Source organism: Streptomyces sp. NPDC102490 (genome assembly GCF_044765285.1).
Classification (GTDB): Bacteria; Actinomycetota; Actinomycetes; order Streptomycetales; family Streptomycetaceae; genus Streptomyces.
The window spans coordinates 210,609-228,099 of record NZ_JBIWJU010000003.1 but is presented as its reverse complement, the minus strand read 5'-3'; the positions used below and the strand labels follow the sequence as shown (position 1 = coordinate 228,099).

11 protein-coding genes are annotated in these 17,491 nt (G+C 72.7%); 6 read left to right on the top strand and 5 right to left on the bottom strand.

Going from position 1 to position 17,491, the window contains the following annotated elements; translation table 11 throughout:
• Positions 1-2: 2 nt before the first annotated feature.
• Entirely contained in the window at positions 3-683 is a 681-nt protein-coding gene (locus ACIRGB_RS07655; protein ID WP_403859760.1) for a response regulator transcription factor, read from the bottom strand.
• A 166-nt stretch (positions 684-849) separates the two neighbouring features.
• Here ACIRGB_RS07655 and ACIRGB_RS07650 point away from each other — a divergent pair, with 166 nt between their 5' ends.
• Complete coding sequence (locus tag ACIRGB_RS07650) at positions 850-2,637, top strand: beta-galactosidase (RefSeq protein WP_403859757.1); 1,788 nt, start codon at positions 850-852, stop codon at positions 2,635-2,637.
• Positions 2,638-2,708: 71 nt separating this feature from the next.
• Here ACIRGB_RS07650 and ACIRGB_RS07645 read toward each other — a convergent pair whose 3' ends face one another.
• Positions 2,709-6,713: an endo-alpha-N-acetylgalactosaminidase family protein gene (locus tag ACIRGB_RS07645; RefSeq protein WP_403859754.1), complete on the bottom strand. Its 4,005-nt coding sequence runs from the start codon at positions 6,711-6,713 to the stop codon at positions 2,709-2,711.
• Between the two features lie 283 nt (positions 6,714-6,996).
• On the opposite strand from ACIRGB_RS07645, the gene ACIRGB_RS07640 reads away from it, so the two are divergent.
• Positions 6,997-8,082 (top strand): LacI family DNA-binding transcriptional regulator, encoded by a 1,086-nt coding sequence (locus tag ACIRGB_RS07640; RefSeq protein WP_403859751.1) that lies wholly within the window; start codon positions 6,997-6,999, stop codon positions 8,080-8,082.
• Positions 8,083-8,104: 22 nt separating this feature from the next.
• Here ACIRGB_RS07640 and ACIRGB_RS07635 read toward each other — a convergent pair whose 3' ends face one another.
• Positions 8,105-8,863 carry a hypothetical protein gene (locus tag ACIRGB_RS07635; RefSeq protein WP_403859748.1) on the bottom strand — a complete coding sequence of 253 codons (759 nt, stop codon included), beginning with the start codon at positions 8,861-8,863 and terminating at the stop codon, positions 8,105-8,107.
• Positions 8,864-9,015: 152 nt separating this feature from the next.
• Here ACIRGB_RS07635 and ggt point away from each other — a divergent pair, with 152 nt between their 5' ends.
• Positions 9,016-10,827 (top strand): gamma-glutamyltransferase, encoded by a 1,812-nt coding sequence (gene ggt, locus ACIRGB_RS07630; protein ID WP_403859746.1) that lies wholly within the window; start codon positions 9,016-9,018, stop codon positions 10,825-10,827.
• On the opposite strand, the gene ACIRGB_RS07625 is transcribed toward ggt, so the two are convergent.
• Together ACIRGB_RS07625 and map are read right to left on the bottom strand one after the other, a co-directional pair.
• Positions 10,828-13,356: an ATP-dependent Clp protease ATP-binding subunit gene (locus ACIRGB_RS07625; protein WP_403859742.1), complete on the bottom strand. Its 2,529-nt coding sequence runs from the start codon at positions 13,354-13,356 to the stop codon at positions 10,828-10,830.
• 721 nt (positions 13,357-14,077) lie between these two features.
• The gene (gene map, locus ACIRGB_RS07620) at positions 14,078-14,854 is read right to left on the bottom strand and encodes a type I methionyl aminopeptidase (RefSeq protein WP_403859739.1); all 777 of its coding nucleotides are present in this window, start codon (positions 14,852-14,854) and stop codon (positions 14,078-14,080) included.
• Positions 14,855-14,953: 99 nt separating this feature from the next.
• Between map and ACIRGB_RS07615 the strand changes: the two genes are divergently transcribed.
• The 3 genes from ACIRGB_RS07615 (at position 14,954) to ACIRGB_RS07605 (ending at position 17,484) form a co-directional block, all read left to right on the top strand.
• On the top strand, positions 14,954-15,205 hold the full coding sequence (locus tag ACIRGB_RS07615) for a helix-turn-helix domain-containing protein (RefSeq protein WP_403859736.1): 252 nt from the start codon (positions 14,954-14,956) through the stop codon (positions 15,203-15,205).
• Between the two features lie 156 nt (positions 15,206-15,361).
• A complete protein-coding gene (locus ACIRGB_RS07610) occupies positions 15,362-16,204 on the top strand; it encodes a nitrilase-related carbon-nitrogen hydrolase (RefSeq protein WP_403859733.1) in 843 nt (280 codons plus the stop codon).
• Entirely contained in the window at positions 16,201-17,484 is a 1,284-nt protein-coding gene (locus tag ACIRGB_RS07605) for an aspartate aminotransferase family protein (RefSeq protein WP_403859730.1), read from the top strand. Before ACIRGB_RS07610 ends, ACIRGB_RS07605 begins: the two co-directional genes overlap by 4 nt.
• Positions 17,485-17,491 lie beyond the last annotated feature (7 nt).

Below are 17,491 nucleotides of genomic sequence, written 5' to 3'. Positions count from 1 at the left end.
GCTCACAACGCGCCCAGGCGGTAGCCCAGTCCGTGCACCGTGCGCACCACCTGCCGCCCGAGTTTGCGGCGCAGGTAGTAGACGTAGGTGTCGACGATGGAGGCGGCGGGTGCCTCCTGGAACACCTGCCGGCGCAGCTCCGCCCGGGTGTGCACGGCGTCGGGACGCGAGGCGAGCACCCACAGCAGGGCGAACTCCCGCGCCGCGAGCGCGATCCGCTCGCCGTCCGGCGACTCGACCTCGCGCGGGCCGACGTGCAGGCGCCCCGAACCGATCCGCAGGACGTCACTGCCCTCCAGCGAACGCCGGCACAGGGCCCGCAGCCTGGCCCCGAGTTCGTCCAGGTCGAAGGGTTTCACCAGGTAGTCGTCGGCGCCGGCGTCCAGGCCGTCGACCCGGTCGTGCACGGTGCCCATCGCGGTCAGCATCAGTGCCGGTGTGCGGATCGCGCGGGTCCGCAGCCGGCCCAGCAGATCGAGACCGTCCAGCACCGGCAGCCGCCGGTCGACGACGAACACGTCGTACCGCCGGGTGAGGCCGAGGTGCAGTCCCCGTTGGCCGTCGGTCGCGACATCGACCGCGTAGCCCTCGTCCCGCAGCACCTCGGACAGCATGAGGACCAGTTCCCGGTCGTCCTCGATCAGCAGCAGCCGCCACGGGTCCCGCGCGAGCCCCTGTGTCATGTCCACTCCCCTTCAGCCCCGCAACGGCCTCAACGCCCTTGTGCCACAAGGAAGTTCCCGATCGAGAAGGGGGACGGACGCCGTCCTGCCGATCGCGTCCGGAGAAGGATTGGCATCGATAACATCGTCTGCCATAGTCACAGCCATCGACGGTCAAGGAGGAACCGTGCAGCGATCCACCCTCACCTACGCCGACGGCACCCTGCTGCGGAACGGGCACCCGCACCGCGTGCTGGCCGGCTCGCTGCACTACTTCCGGGTCCACCCCGGACACTGGGCCGACCGGCTCCGACGGCTGGCCGCCCTCGGTCTGAACACGGTCGACACCTACGTCCCGTGGAACTTCCACGAACGCACCCCCGGCGACATCCGCTTCGACGGCCCGCGCGACCTGGCCCGCTTCGCCCGGCTCGCCCGGGACGAGGGCCTTGACGTCGTCGTGCGGCCGGGCCCGTACATCTGCGCCGAGTGGGACAACGGCGGTCTGCCCGCCTGGCTGACCGGCACCCCGGGCATGCGGCTGCGCACGTCCCACGGCCCTTTCCTGGACGCGGTCGACCGCTGGTTCGACGCGCTGATCCCCCGCGTCGCGGACCTCCAGGCCGGCCGGGGCGGACCGGTCGTGGCGGTGCAGATCGAGAACGAGTACGGCAGTTACGGCGACGACCACTCCTACGTCCGCCACATCCGGGACGCCCTCGTCGCCCGGGGCATCACCGAACTGCTCTACACCGCGGACGGACCGACCCCGCTGATGCAGGACGGCGGAACCCTGCCCGGCGAACTGGCGGCGGCGACCTTCGGCTCACGTCCCGCCGAGGCCGCGGCACTGCTGCGCGGGCGCCGGAGCGGGGAGCCGTTCTTCTGCGCCGAGTTCTGGAACGGCTGGTTCGACCACTGGGGCGAGAAGCACCACGTCCGGTCTGCGGCGAGCGCCGCCGAGGACCTCGGCGGCATCCTCGACGAGGGCGGCTCCGTGAGCCTCTACATGGCGCACGGAGGCACCAACTTCGGGCTGTGGGCGGGCGCCAACCACGACGGCGAACGCATCCAGCCGACCGTCACCAGCTACGACTCGGACGCCCCCGTCGCCGAGAACGGCGCCCTGACCCCGAAGTTCTTCGCCCTGCGGGAGAGGCTGACCGCGCTGGACGGCGCCGCGGCCCGGCGCCCGCTGCCCGCCGACCCCCCGCTGCTGGCGCCCCGCGACCTGCCGGTCACCCGGCGCGCGGGCCTGCTCGACGCGCTGCGCGCGGTGTCCGAGCCGGTGGCCGCACCGCTGCCGCTGAGCTTCGAGGAACTGTCCCTGGCCTCCGGGCTGGTGCTCTACGAGGCCGAGCCGCTGCTGCCCCCGGGGGACCACGAGGTGACCGTCACGGGCCTGCACGACCGCGCCCAGGTCTTCGTCGACGACACACCCGTCGCCGTACTGGACCGGGAGAGCGCCTCCTTCACCGTCTCCGGGACCGGCGCGCGGGTCCGGCTGGCCCTGCTGGTGGAGAACCAGGGACGGATCAACTACGGCCCGCTGCTCGGCCAGGGCAAGGGCATCCTCGGCGGTGTCCGGGTGGAGCGGCGGCTGGTGCACGGCTGGACGACGCGTCCGCTGCCGCTCGACGCCTGGACCCCGCGGGACACGGCACGCGCCGCGGCGGCGGCCCCCTCGGACGGCCGGGCAGGGTTCGCCACCGCGGTCCTGTCCGTGACCGAGCCCGCGGACACCTTCGTCGCCCTGCCCGGGTTCGGCAAGGGGTTCCTGTGGGTCAACGACGCCCTGCTGGGCCGCTATTGGGAGATCGGACCCCAGAGCACGCTCTACCTGCCCGGTCCGTTCCTGCGCCCCGGCGACAACACCCTGACCGTGCTGGAACTCGAACGCCTCGGCGACCGTGTATCCCTGCGCGACCGCCCCGGCCTCGGGCCGTCGGAGGAGTACGTCGAGACCTTCGGCTGACGGCTTCGGCCGACAGCGGCCGGGTGCGGCCCGCCTCCCGAAGGAGCAGCGGGCCGCACCCGGCCGGAGGCTCAGCGGACGTCGGCGGGGCGTTCGCCCGGCGGATACCCCGTGGGAAGGTCCACGGGCACGCCGTACACGCGCATTTCCGCCGCGGCCGCGTAGGGCTGCCCGTTGAGCGCGTCGAGCGCGGTGAACCGCACGTAGGAGGCGCGGACCCGGTCGAAGGAGACGCGTTGGGTCTGCGGGACGTCCTTCAGGGTGCCGCGGGCCACCGTCGTCCAGTCGGCGCCGTCGTCCGACACGGCGACCTCGTAGCCGGCGACACGTCCGTTCTGGCCGCCGCTCTGCCGGCCCAGGTATCCGAACCCGTCGATGTCGGCGGCGCCGCCGAGCCTCAGCGTCACCCAGTGCGGATACGGCGCCTGGGAGGCGGTGTAGTCGGTGTGCCAGATGGTGCCGGCGTCACCGTCGAGGACGTTGGCGACCGGCCCCTCCCCGGCCCCCGACGAGCCGTTCTCCGAGTCGGCGGTCGCGGTCATCGCACCCGGCGCGAGAACGGGTTCCGCGGTCACCGCGGCGCGGGCCTCGGACGAGACGGTCCTGGTGGTCCCCGCGTGGGCGTAGGCGGCCGTCACCTTCCACGTGGCGGAGGTGTCGGTCGTACCGGCCGGCGGGGTGAGGAGCCAGGTGGTGCGCACGGTCGCGCCCGGCTCCACGCGCTCGAAGAGGTTGCCGTCCTTCTCCTGCACCTCGGCCTTCCAGCCCTCGGGCAGCCCCTGGAGGGCGATGCCCACGTTGTCGGCGTCGGCGGACTCGTGGTTGGTGAACGTCGTGACGTACGCACCGGGCACGCCGGGGCTCAGTTCGACACCGGAGGGTGCCGTGACGGCGGCGCAGGCGGTCCCGGTCTCCGCCTCGCCCAGGTCGGTCACGGCGAAGTCGTCGAGGACGAGATCGGTGCCCCGGGCGCTGCCGAGCCTGCGCAGTCCGACCCAGGTGTCCCCGCAGCCCGCGACGATCTCCCGGGAGTAGGCCGCCGTGTCCAGGGCCGGCGCCAGCACCTCACGGGTGATGTCCCGGGAGGTGGTCTTCCCGTCGGCGACCCGGTCCGCGCCGGTCACCCAGGCCCACTGACCCTCGATGTTGGTCTGGTAGGAGAAGGAGACCCGGTACCGGTGGCCCTCCTGGAAGGGCACCGTCGCGGGGGTCGTGCGGTGGACCAGCCCGGTGTTCTCGGCGTGGGACTTCAGCGAGTGCCGGCCGGCGAGCACGTCGTCGACCGCCTTGCCCCGCAAGGTGCCGGAGTCGTAGGGGGAGTAGGCGTTCTTCCACTCCTTCTGGCTGTAGGGCACGTGCAGGTCGCTGATGCTGGTCCGGGGGTCGGTGACACCGCCCGCGTCGCCCTTGACGAACGGCCCCCAGCCGGGCTGGTTGCCCTCGAAGTCCTCGTGCGCGACGACCGTGCCGTCCTGGGAGCGGGGGAGCGGGGCGGTGGTGTCCGCCATCACGCGTACGTCGTCCAGGACGACCGGGGCACCACCGGCGACGGCGCCGAGGTCCACGGTGACCGTGCCGTCGCGCGGCGCGGTGAAGGAGACCGCGGCCCGCTGGGAGTACGTGTCCCGCTTCTCGTCGGACGCCATCCGGTTCCGGGCCGGGGTGATGTCGAAGGTCCTCGCCTCCGTGTCCCGGCCGCCGCGCACCCGCAGCGTCGTCTCCCGTCGCTCGCCGGGGCCGATCTCGACGTCCGCGCCGAGCGTGTACCGCTTGCCCGGGGTCAGACCGCGGACCCGCTGCGCGATGCCCGAGGCGCCGTCGCCCAGGCGGACCACGTTGTCGCCGTTGCCGGCCCGGACGATCTCGGCGCCGCCCCGCGGGTTCCAGTCGTCGAGGTCCCCGCCGTTGAAGCCGGGGTCGGACAGACCGGTGAACTGGCCGTAATGCGCGTCCCGGTGCGGCGCTGCCTTGCCGCCGTCCGGCACCAGGACGTACGGCTGCCCCTTCTCGGCGGTGAGGGTCACCCGCCCGTCGTGGGCCGCCACCCGGGCCTTCTTCGCCCGGCCCTGGTCGGTGAGCGCGTAGAGGGTGAAGTCTTCGTGGTCCGCGAACTGTTCGGTGAGTTCGAAGGTGTGCGCGCCGCCGGAGGCGCTGTAGAAGTACATCTTGTCGGCGTCGAGGGGCGAGGTGGTGCCGTCGCCCTTCCCGGCGTTCTGCCAGGGCAGCAGGTAGGTGTCGCCCTTGAGGACGTCGGTGCCGTCCATGGAGATCCGCCGCTCGCCGTCGACGTTCCGCACGCTCACCCCGCCGGTGAGCCGCGCGGACCTGCCGCGGTCCCAGTCCAGCACCTGGAAGTGCTGGAGGAACTTGGTCGGCAGGTTGTCCGTCCAGATGTTGCGGTAGAAGGCGTTCCAGTCGTTCTGGCCGGTCCAGCCCTCGAACTCGACGACACTCGCGCCGCCGAGCAGCGGGTCGACGTTCCACACGTCGCGGTCGGAGTTGGCGATGAACCGGACGATGTCGGAGTTGATGCCCTTGTTGGTGGCGCCGCCGTAGTTCTTGTCGGCGGCCCAGTGCGACCACACCGAGGAGCCCTCGAACTTGTACGCCCACTCGGTGGCGACCTCGAAGCCCATCTTCCGCAGCTCGGCGGCCAGGCCGTCGGCCAGCCAGCCGCTGGAGTAGTAGGCGTCGATGTACACGGTCCTGATGCCCGGCGCCTCCTCGCGGAGCCGCTTGAACCGGTCCAGGACGGCGCCGGTGCCCAGGTCCTTTCGCTGGTCGATGTGGTACGCCTGGTTGAGCCAGTCCCAGCCGTTCGGCTGTCCCTCGACCATGTCCTGGCTGAAGGTCCTCGCCTGTGCGTAGGCCTCGGTGGCGTTGACGTGCACGGCGAAGTCCGCGTTGTAGTCGGCGCCGGTCCGGGTGAGTCGGTTCAGGTCCTTCCAGCCGCCCGCGCGGACGTTCTCGTTGCCGCCGTAGTCGGGGTGGGCGGAGTCGTGGCCCTCGCTCGCGTACCCCTTCTCCAGCACCCACTGTCCGAGGTCGTCGGTGGCCAGGGAGATGCGCTTGGTGTTGTCCAGCGTCTTCAGGAACGGGTTGGTGGCCTGGCTCGCGAAGTTGAACGGGATGCGCTGGACGACGCGTTCGGGCACCCGGTCCGCGCCGAGCGGGCGCCGCATGTGCTCCCGGTGGGCGAGGGCGCCGTCCTGCCAGTCGACCGTGCCGTCCCGGTTGGCGTCGGCGGCGAGGACCACCGTCGCCCGGGGCAGCGCGTAGGTGTCGACGCGCGGATCGGTCGCGCCCTGGGGGTGGTAGGTGTACGTGCCGACCGACAGCTCCGCCCGCCGCCGCCCTTCGCCCGCGTCGACGATGCGGGACCGCAGACGCGTGTTCCCGTTGGTGTTGTCGTCCTGCGGCGAGTCCTCGGTCGCGTTGGTGATGACGCCCGCGGACAACTGCGCGTTCCCGACGAACGCGTACGGGGTGTCCACGGGCGCCTTGTCCGGGACGGTGTCGCCGGTGACGGGAATGAAGCGGTCGGCGGTCGTCGTCGAGTCCGTGGAGATCTTCGTCCGGGCGAGGTTGGCGCCCGGGTCGGCGGAGTCGACCGAGACCAGGGACTGACCGGGGATCGCGAGGGTGCGCACGCCCGACGCGGCCTCGCCGGAGATCTTCTCGACGGCGAAGACGACCGTCGTCTCCCCGGTGACCGTGATGCTGGAGGTGATCGTCAGGCCGGGCAGGTCCGCGAAGGTGGAGGTGTAGGTCGCCCTGCCGCCCTTCGCCTTCATCGTCGTGGTCGCGCGATGGGTCTCGCCGTTGACGGTGAAGCCGTCCAGGGCCGTCGCCTGCCCGCCGAGACGGCGCTGACCCAGGCGGTAGGAGATGACCTGGGGGAACTCCTTCGCCACGGTGACGGTCAGCCCGCCCCGGCTCAGTTCCACCGGTGTGGCGGCCCCGGGCGCCGGGGCCGAGACGGCCCGGGGCGGGGCCGCGCCGGCGGGCAGGGCGGCGGTCGACAGCAGACCGGCCGTGAGGCCCAGCGCCGCGATGACGGCACCGGGACGCGGCACGCGTGCGCGGCCCGGTGGGGGAGATGAGGAGGCTGTCGGGGTGTCCACTCTGGCCGCTCGCTTAGGTGTGATCGCTGCCATCTCGTTGCGCTCGCCCTTCTCCGTGTCGACAGAGGCGCCTTCAGAGAAACTTGATCCGCGCGAGGTTCGCGTTGGCGGGAACTATGGCAGAGGATGTTATCGATGCCAATGGGTCGCGCCTGGCTAGACTCCGGGGCGGAACCATTACCTACGACTACCTGCGACGGCGGCCCGGGCCGCGGTTTTCGTGGAGAGGCGAGCGATGTCATCGGAAACGCCGGCGGCCGACCGGACGCCCGTGAGCAGGCGGACGGCCGACGACACCGCCGTCCGGCAGCCCGGCATGGCCGACGTGGCCCGGCTCGCCGGGGTCTCCGCCCAGACGGTGTCCCGCACCCTGGCCGGTCACCCCAACGTCCAGCACAGCACCCGCGCCAAGGTGCTCGCCGCGGTCGAGGAACTCGGCTACCGCAAGAACAACGCGGCCCGGGTGCTGTCGTCGGGGCGCAGCCGGACGATCGGCGTCGTGACGCTGCGGACCACCTTCTACTCCCGTGCGAACCTTCTCTTCGGCATCGAGGCCGCGGCGCGCGAGGCCGGGTACGCGGTGAGCACCGCCGCCACGACGTCCCTGGACACCGCGGCCATCGAGGGCGCGCTGGCCCGGCTGGCGGAGCAGGACGTCGAGGGGGTCATCCTGTCGGTGCCGCTGGTGCACGTGAGCCCGGGGATCGAGCGGCTCACCCGCTCGGTGCCGACCGTCACCGTGGACGGATCGAGGACACCGGCCACCGAGGTCGTCGCCGTCGACCAGACCCTGGCGGCCCGCCTGGCGACCCGGCACCTGATCGAGCTGGGCCACGAGACCGTCTGGCACGTGTCGGGGCCCCAGGCGTGGCTCGACGCGGCCAGCCGCTGCGCCGGCTGGCGCGAGACCCTGGAGGAGGCGGGACTGTCCGTGCCGCCGGTGCTGGAGGGGGACTGGACCCCCGCCTCCGGGTACCGCAACGGGCTGGTCCTGGGCAAGATCCCCGACGTCACCGCGGTGTTCGTGGCCAGTGACGAGATGGCCTTCGGAGTGATCCGGGCGCTGCACGAAGCCGGCCGCCGGGTGCCGCGGGACATCTCCGTCGTCGGGGTGGACGACATCGCGCTCGCCGAGTACTGCTCGCCCTCGCTGACCACGGTGGCCCAGCCGTTCGCCGAGATGGGTGCCCTCGCGGTCGCCCACCTGCTGCGGCACATCGCCGATCCGGACGCGGCACCGGAACCGGCCTCCGTCGAGCCCGTGCTGGTCGTGCGTGCCAGTACGGCGGCGGTCGACGGCGCGGCCGGACGCCGGTCCTGAGCGCTCACGGTACGCCGCCCGGTCAGGCCCGGTGGGAGGTGCGGGACGCCGGTGCCGGGGCAGGCAGGGGGCTGGTCGCCGCCCGGGTGACGTCCCCGACCAGCTCGACCACGTCCGGGCCGTACGCCTGCGAGTTGACCACCTTGAGCAGCAGCACGAAGGAGTTGTTGCCGTGCTTGCGGGCCAGTTTCTCGTGGTGCCGGGCGAGGTAGCGGGTGGCGGCCTGGTTGGTGACGGCGCGCTGGCCGCAGAAGAGGAACGCGGGCCGGGCCTCGCGCCGGTCCCCGGCGGTCAGGCGGGCCAGCAGCACGTACTCCGTGACACCCGCCTCCAGCCGGTAGCGCTCGCCGCCGATCTGGAAGGCGCCCCGGTCCGGACCGGGCTCGGAGTCGACGTTCATCCGCACCCCGGGCAGCATCGCCGCCATGTGGGCGACCATGCGCCGATTCGAACCGGGACCGCCCACACAGAACTCCGTACGCTCGCCGAAGCCCTGGCCGACCATGTCCTGGGTGACCACGTGGGCGTGCGCGCCGCAGTCCTTGATGAGCGCGGAGAGCTCCAGCAGCGCGAAGACGTCGAAGCGGTGGACGGCCGGTTCGGAGGCGGCCGGGTCCCGATTGACGACGAGCAGCGACTCGGAGCTGTCCGGCAGCCCGAAGAACGCCTGCTTGCGGCGGAGTTTCCGCTTCCACAGGTAGGTGCGGGCGAGCCAGCCCAGCATGGCGCTGATGCCCGCCGCGACCACACCCAGGACGATGTTGCGTACGTCGTCAGTCATGGGCGCGCATGCTAGCGGGCCTCTGCGTACCGGTGTTCGACGGTCGGCGGGGTGCGGGCGCACCACGCGCCCGACACGCGCTGCCCGCATGCTCCTGACGCGGCCATGGCGATCAACTAAGCTGCCCGGACGGCCTTTCCCTGGAGGTGCGGATGCGTCGCCCTGTCGCACGGAATCTGACGGTCCTGGCGGTCTCGGCCGCCGTGGTGGTCTCGGTGGGGGCGGCCGCGCCACCCACGGCCCAGAGCAGGCCCGCGGCCCCCAAGACCCCGGTCGCCGTCGGGTACGGCGGCGCGGTCTCCAGCGTCGACAAGGACGCCTCCGCCGCCGGCATCGAGGTGCTCCGCAAGGGCGGCAACGCCGTCGACGCCGCCGTGGCCACCGCCGCCGCGCTCGGGGTCACCGAGCCCTACTCCGCCGGGGTCGGGGGCGGCGGCTACTTCGTCTACTACGACGCCAAGTCCCGCACCGTGCGCACCATCGACGGCCGCGAGACCGCGCCGCTCACCGCTGACGAGAAGCTCTTCACGGAGAACGGCAAACCGCTCGCCTTCGCCGACGCCGTCACCAGCGGCCTGGCCGTCGGCACCCCGGGCACCCCCGCCACCTGGCAGACGGCCCTGGACCGGTGGGGCAGCCGCCCGCTCTCCTCCGTGCTGAAGCCCGCCGAGCGCCTGGCCCGGCACGGCTTCACCGTCGACGAGACCTTCCGCTCCCAGACCGCCTCCAACGAGCAGCGGTTCCGCTACTTCCCGGACACCGCCGAGCTGTTCCTGCCGGGCGGCGAACTCCCCGTCGTGGGCTCGACGTTCAAGAACCCGGACCTGGCGCGCACCTACCGGGAGCTGGCGCGCAAGGGCGTCGGCGCGATCTACCACGGCGAACTCGGCGAGGACATCGTCGACACCGTCAACAAGCCGCCCGTCGACCCGGACTCCGGCTGGAACGCCCGCCCCGGCGACCTGTCCGCCAAGGACCTCGCGGCCTACGCGGCCAAGCTCCAGCCGCCGACGAAGACCTCCTACCGCGGCCTGGACGTCTACTCCATCGCGCCCTCCTCCTCCGGCGGCACCACCGTCGGCGAGGCCCTCAACATCCTGGAGGGCACCGACCTCTCCGCCGCGGACCAGGCCGGCTACCTGCACCGCTACATCGAGGCCAGCCGCATCGCGTTCGCCGACCGCGGGCGCTGGGTCGGCGACCCCGCCTTCGAGGACGTACCCGCGAAGGAACTGCTCTCGCAGCGGTACGCCGACTCGCGCGCGTGCCTGATCAAGGACGACGCGGTGCTCACCAGCCCGCTCGCCCCCGGCGACCCGAGGCACCCGGCCTCCTGCGCGGGCGGCGGCACGGCCGCGCCGACCACGTACGAGGGCGAGAACACCACGCACCTCACGGTGGCCGACAAGTGGGGCAACGTCGTCGCCTACACGCTCACCATCGAGCAGACCGGCGGCAGCGGCATCACCGTGCCGGGGCGCGGCTTCCTGCTCAACAACGAGCTGACGGACTTCTCCTTCGCCCCGGCCAACCCGGCCGTCCACGACCCCAACCTGCCCGGGCCCGGCAAGCGCCCGCGCTCCTCGATCGCCCCGACCATCGTCCTGGACCGGCACCACAAGCCGGTCGTGGCCCTCGGTTCGCCCGGCGGCGCCACCATCATCACCACCGTGCTCCAGACCCTCACCGGCTTCCTCGACCGCGGACTCCCGCTCGTCGACGCGATCGCCGCCCCGCGCGCCAGCCAGCGCAACGCCGCCCAGACCGAGCTGGAACCCGGGCTCTACGACAGCGCCGTACGGGCGGAACTGGAGGCCCTCGGCCACTCCTTCAAGCCCAACCCCGAGATCGGCGCCGCGACCGCCGTACAGCGCCTGGCCAACGGCACGTGGCTGGCCGCCGCCGAGAAGGTGCGGCGCGGCGGCGGCTCCGCGATGGTCGTCGAACCGGTGCGACGGAAGTAGTCAGAGTTCGGGGACGGGCCGCTCGGGCGTCCGGAACGCCAGCCGCCCGTCCTCGACGTCGACCGTCACCCGGCCGCCCTCCGCGACCCGCCCGTCGAGCAGCAGCCGGGACAGCTCGTTGTCGACCTCGCGCTGGATGGTGCGGCGCAGCGGGCGGGCGCCGTACTCGGGCTGGTAGCCGCGCTCGGCGAGCCAGTCCACGGCCGCGTCGGTGAAGTCGACGGTGATGCCCTGCGCGTGCACCATGCGGCGGGTCTGCTCCAGGAGCAGGCTGGTGATCTGCCGCAGCTGCTCGCCGCTGAGCTGGCGGAAGACCACGATCTCGTCGACGCGGTTGAGGAACTCGGGCCGGAAGTGCTCCCGCAGCGGGCGCAGCACCTGCTCGCGCCGCGCCTCCTCGTCCGCCTCCGCGCCACCCGCGCCGAAGCCGATCCCGGCACCGCGCCGGGTGATCACGTCCGAGCCCAGGTTGCTGGTCATCACGACGACCGTGTTGGAGAAGTCCACCGTCCGGCCCTGCGAGTCGGTCAGCCGCCCGTCGTCCAGGACCTGGAGCAGGATGTTGAAGACGTCCGGGTGCGCCTTCTCCACCTCGTCGAGCAGCAGCAGCGAGTACGGGTGCCTCCGCACCACCTCGGTGAGCTGGCCGGCCTCCTCGTGCCCGACGTAGCCGGGCGGGGCGCCGACCAGGCGGCTGACGGTGTGGCGCTCCTGGTACTCGCTCATGTCGAGGCGGACCATCCGGTCCTCGCTGCCGAACAGCGCCTCGGCCAGCGCCCGGGCCAGCTCGGTCTTGCCGACGCCGGTCGGGCCGAGGAAGAGGAAGCTGCCGATGGGCCGGTCGGGGCTGGACAGCCCGGCGCGGGAGCGCAGCACGGCGTCGGAGACGACCCGGACCGCCTCGTCCTGGCCGACCACCCGCTCGTGCAGGTGGGACTCCAGGCCCAGCAGGCGGTCCTTCTCCTCCTGGGTGAGGCTGCTGACCGGGATGCCGGTCTGCCGGGAGACCACCTCGGCGATGGACTCGGTGTCCACGACCAGGTCGAGGCCCTCGTCGGCCTGGCCGTCGCCGGTGGCCTCGGTGATCCGCTGCTTCAGCTCGACGATCCGGTCCCGCAGCTGCGTCGCCTGCTCGTACTGCTCGTCCGCGACCGCCTGGTCCTTGTCCCGGACCAGCTGGTCGACCTCGCGCTCCAGGGCCCGTACGTCGGTGCCCTTGGTGCGCGCCCGCAGCCGGACCCGGGCGCCCGCCTGGTCGATCAGGTCGATGGCCTTGTCGGGCAGCCGCCGGTCGGTGAGGTAGCGGTCGGACATCTCGACGGCCGCGACCAGTGCCTCGTCGGTGTAGCGGACCTGATGATGGGCCTCGTAGCGGTCGCGGAGCCCGCGCAGGATCTCGATCGCGTCGGCGGTGGTGGGCTCCGGCACCAGGATCGGCTGGAAGCGGCGGGCGAGGGCCGCGTCCTTCTCGATCCTGCGGTACTCCTCCAGCGTGGTGGCGCCCACGATGTGCAGCTCGCCGCGGGCCAGGGCGGGCTTGAGGATGTTGCCGGCGTCCATCGAGCCGCTCTCGCCGCCCCCGCCGGCGCCGACGACGGTGTGCAGCTCGTCGATGAAGATGATCAGCTCGTCGGAGTGGGCGCGGATCTCGCCCACGATGTTGTTCATCCGCTCCTCGAAGTCGCCCCGGTAGCGGGTGCCCGCGACCACGCCGGTCAGGTCCAGCGCGACGACCCGGCGCCCGATCAGCACGTCGGGCACGTCGCCGTCGGTGATGCGCTGGGCCAGGCCCTCCACGATCGCGGTCTTGCCGACACCGGCGTCGCCGATCAGGACCGGGTTGTTCTTGCCGCGCCGGGAGAGCACCTCGACGGTCTGCTCGATCTCCTGCTCGCGCCCGATCACCGGGTCGATCCGGCCCTGCTGGGCCAGCTCGGTGAGGTCGCGGCCGTACTTGTCGAGGGTCGGCGTGTTCGTGGTCCGCGCGCCCTCGGTGCGGCCCTTCGCGGCCTCGGGCGTCTCGGTGGGCAGGTTCGAGGGCGCGAACCGGGCCGCGTTCAGGATGTGCCCGGCGGCCGAGTCCGGGTTGGCGGCCAGGGCGCTGAGCACGTGCTCCGGACCGATGTACCCGGTGCCGGTGGAGCGGGCCAGCTCGTGCGCGTCGAGCAGGGCGCGCTTGACGGCCGGGGTGAGCGAGAGCGACGTGGGCGGCGGGACCTCGCCCGGCGGATGCTGCACCGGGCCGGTCCGCTCGTCGATCTGCGAGGCCAGCGAGTCGGGGTCGGCACCGGCCCGGCTGAGCAGCCCCCGGGTCGGCTCGGTGGCGAGCGCGGCCCGCAGCAGGTGCTCGGTGTCCAGATCGCGGCTGCCGTGCTCGGCGGCGTACTGCGCGGCGCCGCGCACCAGCTCACGGGCGGGCTGGCTGAGCAGCCGGCCGATGTCGATCTGCCGAGGCCTGGGCCCGCCGAAGAAGCGTGCCAGGAATTCCGCGAACGGGTCGCCCTCCGGGCCCATGTAGCCGCTGGTCATCGTGTACCGACCTCCGCTGCATCGCTGATCGACGTGCCGGGGCCGGGTAACCCGGCAGGCGTGCGGTCATGCCCAACATGACACGTTATGTTCCGCCGGGCATGTCCGGCACCCGGCCGGAACCAGCGCCCTCGCCCGAGCCGTGGGCCGTGGGCGATGAGCCGGGCCGTGGCCCAGGAGCCGGGAGTCGTGGCCGGTGAGCCGTGCCGACCACCGGTCCGGGCTGCGGCCCGGCTCCGGGGCCCGACCACCGGGCCGCGCCTTCGATCCGGGCTCGGCCCGCGGCCTGGCTCACAGCCTGATCCCCGGGTGCTCGCACCTCGGGCCCGGTTCGGGCCCTTGGCCCGGTCGCGGTTCGCGCTTCGCGGTTCGCGATTCCGGCCGGTCTGTCGATTTGGCCCGACATGCGGCCTTGCCCCGCGGCCTCGACCTGTGGTCCCGGCCTGCGCCCCGCCCGCGGCCTCGACCTGTGGCCCCGACGCGTGGCCCCGACCCGTGGCCTTGCCCCCCGTGGCCCCGACCCGTGGCCTCGGTCTGCGGCCTCGGCCGGCGCCCGGCTCACCGCCCGGTCGCAGGCGGGCTCGCGGCTCGGTCCGCAGCTTGGGCATACGGCCACCCGGGACCTTGGTCGGTCCCGGGCCCGGATTCCAGCAGGGCTCTTGGCCCGGACGCGGCCCGGCCCGGGCCCCCGGGCCCCGCCCGCCCCCGACCCCGCCGTCTCTCAGATGCCGTCCCTCGACGTCAGGACGCGTGGGCCGCTGTTCGTGATGGCCACCGTGTGCTCCACGTGGGCCGCGCGGGAGCCGTCGTTGGTGCGCAGGGTCCAGCCGTCGGGGGCCGCGTGGTAGTCGTCGCGGCCGCCGGCGATCAGCATGGGCTCGAGGGCGAGGACCATGCCGTGCCGCAGCGGGAGCCCGCGTCCCGGGCGGCCCTCGTTGGGCACCCCCGGGTCCTCGTGCATGTGCCGGCCGATGCCGTGGCCGCCGAAGTCCTCCATGATCCCGTAACCGGCCGACCGGCAGACCGTGCCGATGGCGTGCGCGATGTCGCCGATGCGGTTGCCGACGACGGCCGCGTCGATGCCCGCCTCCAGGGCCCGCTCCGCGGTCTCGATCAGTGTCACGTCGGCGGGGCGCGGGGTGCCCACCACGAAGCTGAGCGCCGAGTCGCCCGCCCAGCCGTCCAGGAGGGCGCCGCAGTCGATGGAGACCAGGTCGCCGTCGCGCAGCCGGTAGCCGTCCGGGATGCCGTGCACGATCGCGTCGTTCACCGACGCGCAGATGACGCCCGGGAAGGGCGTCGGAGCGAAGGAGGGGCGGTAGCCGAGGAACGGCGAGCCCGCGCCCGCCTCCCGCAGTACCTCGTGCGCCACCGCGTCCAGCTCCAGCAGGGACACGCCCACGTCCGCGGCCTGCCGTACGGCCGTCAGGGCGCGTGCGACGACCTGTCCGGCCGCGTGCATGGCGTCGATCGATGTGTCCGTCTTCAGTTCCACCATGCCAATTACTATACCGGTATTTTAATTGGGAGCGTGCACGGTGGTGATCGATCCGCCACGGGCGGGTCCGGTACGGGAAGCCGGTATTAGAATGACGTCATGGTACGCACCCCTCTGACCCCCGAAGAGCGCGAGCGCGGCGAGCAGCTCGGGCGGCTGCTCCGCACGGCCCGCGGCGAGCGGAGCATGACGGCGGTCGCCGCCGAGGCCGGCATCTCCGCCGAGACGCTGCGCAAGATCGAGACCGGCCGGGCGCCCACCCCGGCGTTCTTCACGGTGGCCGCGCTGGCCCGCGCGCTGGGGCTGTCCATGGACGAGCTGGTGGGCAGGTGCGCGCCCGCGATGGCCTGAGCCGGCGGCACTCACCCACAGGAGTGCGAAACACGATCGACACCGCGCCTTGACGACGATGGTCTTGGCAAGCCCCTCCGGCCAGGCTTACGTTCGTCCCTCTACGGCCCGCTCTACGGGCGTAGAGGCTCTGACGTCGTGTCGAAGGAGCAGCTCATGGCCAACGTCGTACGTGCCGCTCTCGTCCAGGCCACCTGGACCGGCGACACCGAGTCCATGGTGGCGAAACACGAGGAGCACGCCCGCGAGGCCGCCCGGCGGGGCGCCCAGGTCATCGGGTTCCAGGAGGTGTTCAACGCCCCCTACTTCTGCCAGGTCCAGGACCCCGAGCACTACCGCTGGGCCGAGCCGGTGCCCGACGGCCCCACCGTCCGCCGCATGCAGGCGCTGGCCCGCGAGACCGGCATGGTGCTCGTCGTCCCCGTCTTCGAGGTCGAGCAGTCCGGCTTCTACTACAACACCGCGGCCGTGATCGACGCCGACGGCACCGTCCTCGGCACCTACCGCAAGCACCACATCCCGCAGGTCAAGGGCTTCTGGGAGAAGTTCTACTTCCGCCCCGGCAATCTCGGCTGGCCCGTCTTCGACACCGCCGTCGGCAAGGTCGGCGTCTACATCTGCTACGACCGCCACTTCCCGGAGGGCTGGCGCCAACTCGGCCTCGGCGGCGCCCAGCTGGTGTACAACCCGTCCGCCACCCACCGCGGCCTCTCCGCCCACCTGTGGCAGCTCGAACAGCCCGCCGCGGCCGTCGCCAACGAGTACTTCGTCGCCGCCATCAACCGGGTCGGCGTCGAGGAGTACGGCGACAACGACTTCTACGGCACCTCGTACTTCGTCGACCCGCGCGGCCGGTTCGTCGGCGAGACGGCCAGCGACACCAAGGAGGAGCTGGTCGTCCGCGACCTGGACTTCGACCTCATCGACGAGGTCCGGCAGCAGTGGGCCTTCTACCGCGACCGCCGCCCCGACGCCTACGAAGGGCTGGTGCGGCCGTGACCAAGGACCTGTTCGCCCGTCACCGCGCCGTGCTGCCCGACTGGCTCGCGCTCTACTACGAGAACCCGCTGGAGATCACCCACGGCGAGGGCCGGCACGTCTGGGACGCCGAGGGGAACAAGTACCTCGACTTCTTCGGCGGCATCCTCACCACGATGACCGCGCACGCCCTGCCCGAGGTCACCAAGGCCGTCGCCGAGCAGGCCGGGCGGATCATCCACTCCTCGACCCTCTACCTCAACCGCCCGATGGTCGAACTCGCCGAACGCGTCGCCCAGCTGTCCGGCATCCCCGACGCCCGCGTCTTCTTCACCACCTCCGGCACCGAGGCCAACGACACCGCCCTGCTGCTCGCCACCGCCCACCGGCGCAGCAACACGATCCTGGCGATGCGCAACAGCTACCACGGCCGCTCCTTCAGCTCCGTCGGCATCACCGGCAACCGCGGCTGGTCCCCGACCTCCCTCTCCCCGCTCCAGACCCTCTACGTCCACGGCGGCGTCCGCACCCGCGGCCCCTACGCCCACCTGGACGACCGGGACTTCATCGACGCCTGCGTCGCCGACCTGAAGGACCTGCTCGGCCACACCCGTGCCCCCGCCGCGCTGATCGCCGAACCCGTCCAGGGGGTGGGCGGCTTCACCTCCCCGCCGGACGGCCTGTACGCCGCCTTCCGCGAGGTGCTGCACGAGCGGGGCATCCTGTGGATCGCCGACGAGGTGCAGACCGGCTGGGGCCGCACCGGCGAGCACTTCTGGGGCTGGCAGGCGCACGGGAGGAGCGGGCCGCCGGACATCGTCACCTTCGCCAAGGGCATCGGCAACGGCACGTCGATCGGCGGCGTCATCGCCCGCGCCGAGATCATGAACTGCCTGGACGCCAACAGCATCTCCACCTTCGGCGGCACCCAGCTCACCATGGCCGCGGGCCTCGCCAACCTCAACCACCTCCTCGAACACGACCTCCAGGGCAACGCCCGGCGCGTCGGCGGCCTGCTCATCGAACGGCTGCGGGCCGCCGCCGCCCAGGTGCCGCACGTGCGCGAGGTGCGCGGGCGCGGCCTGATGATCGGCGTCGAGCTGACCCGGCCCGGCACCGACGAGGCCGCCCCCGAGGCGGCGTCCACCGTGCTGGAGGCGGCCCGCGCCGGCGGACTGCTCGTCGGCAAGGGCGGCGGCCACAGCACCAGCGTGCTGCGCGTCGCCCCGCCGATGTCCCTCACCGTCGCGGAGGCCGAGGAGGGCGCCGCGATCCTCGAACGCGCCCTGCGGAGCATCTGAGAGCCGC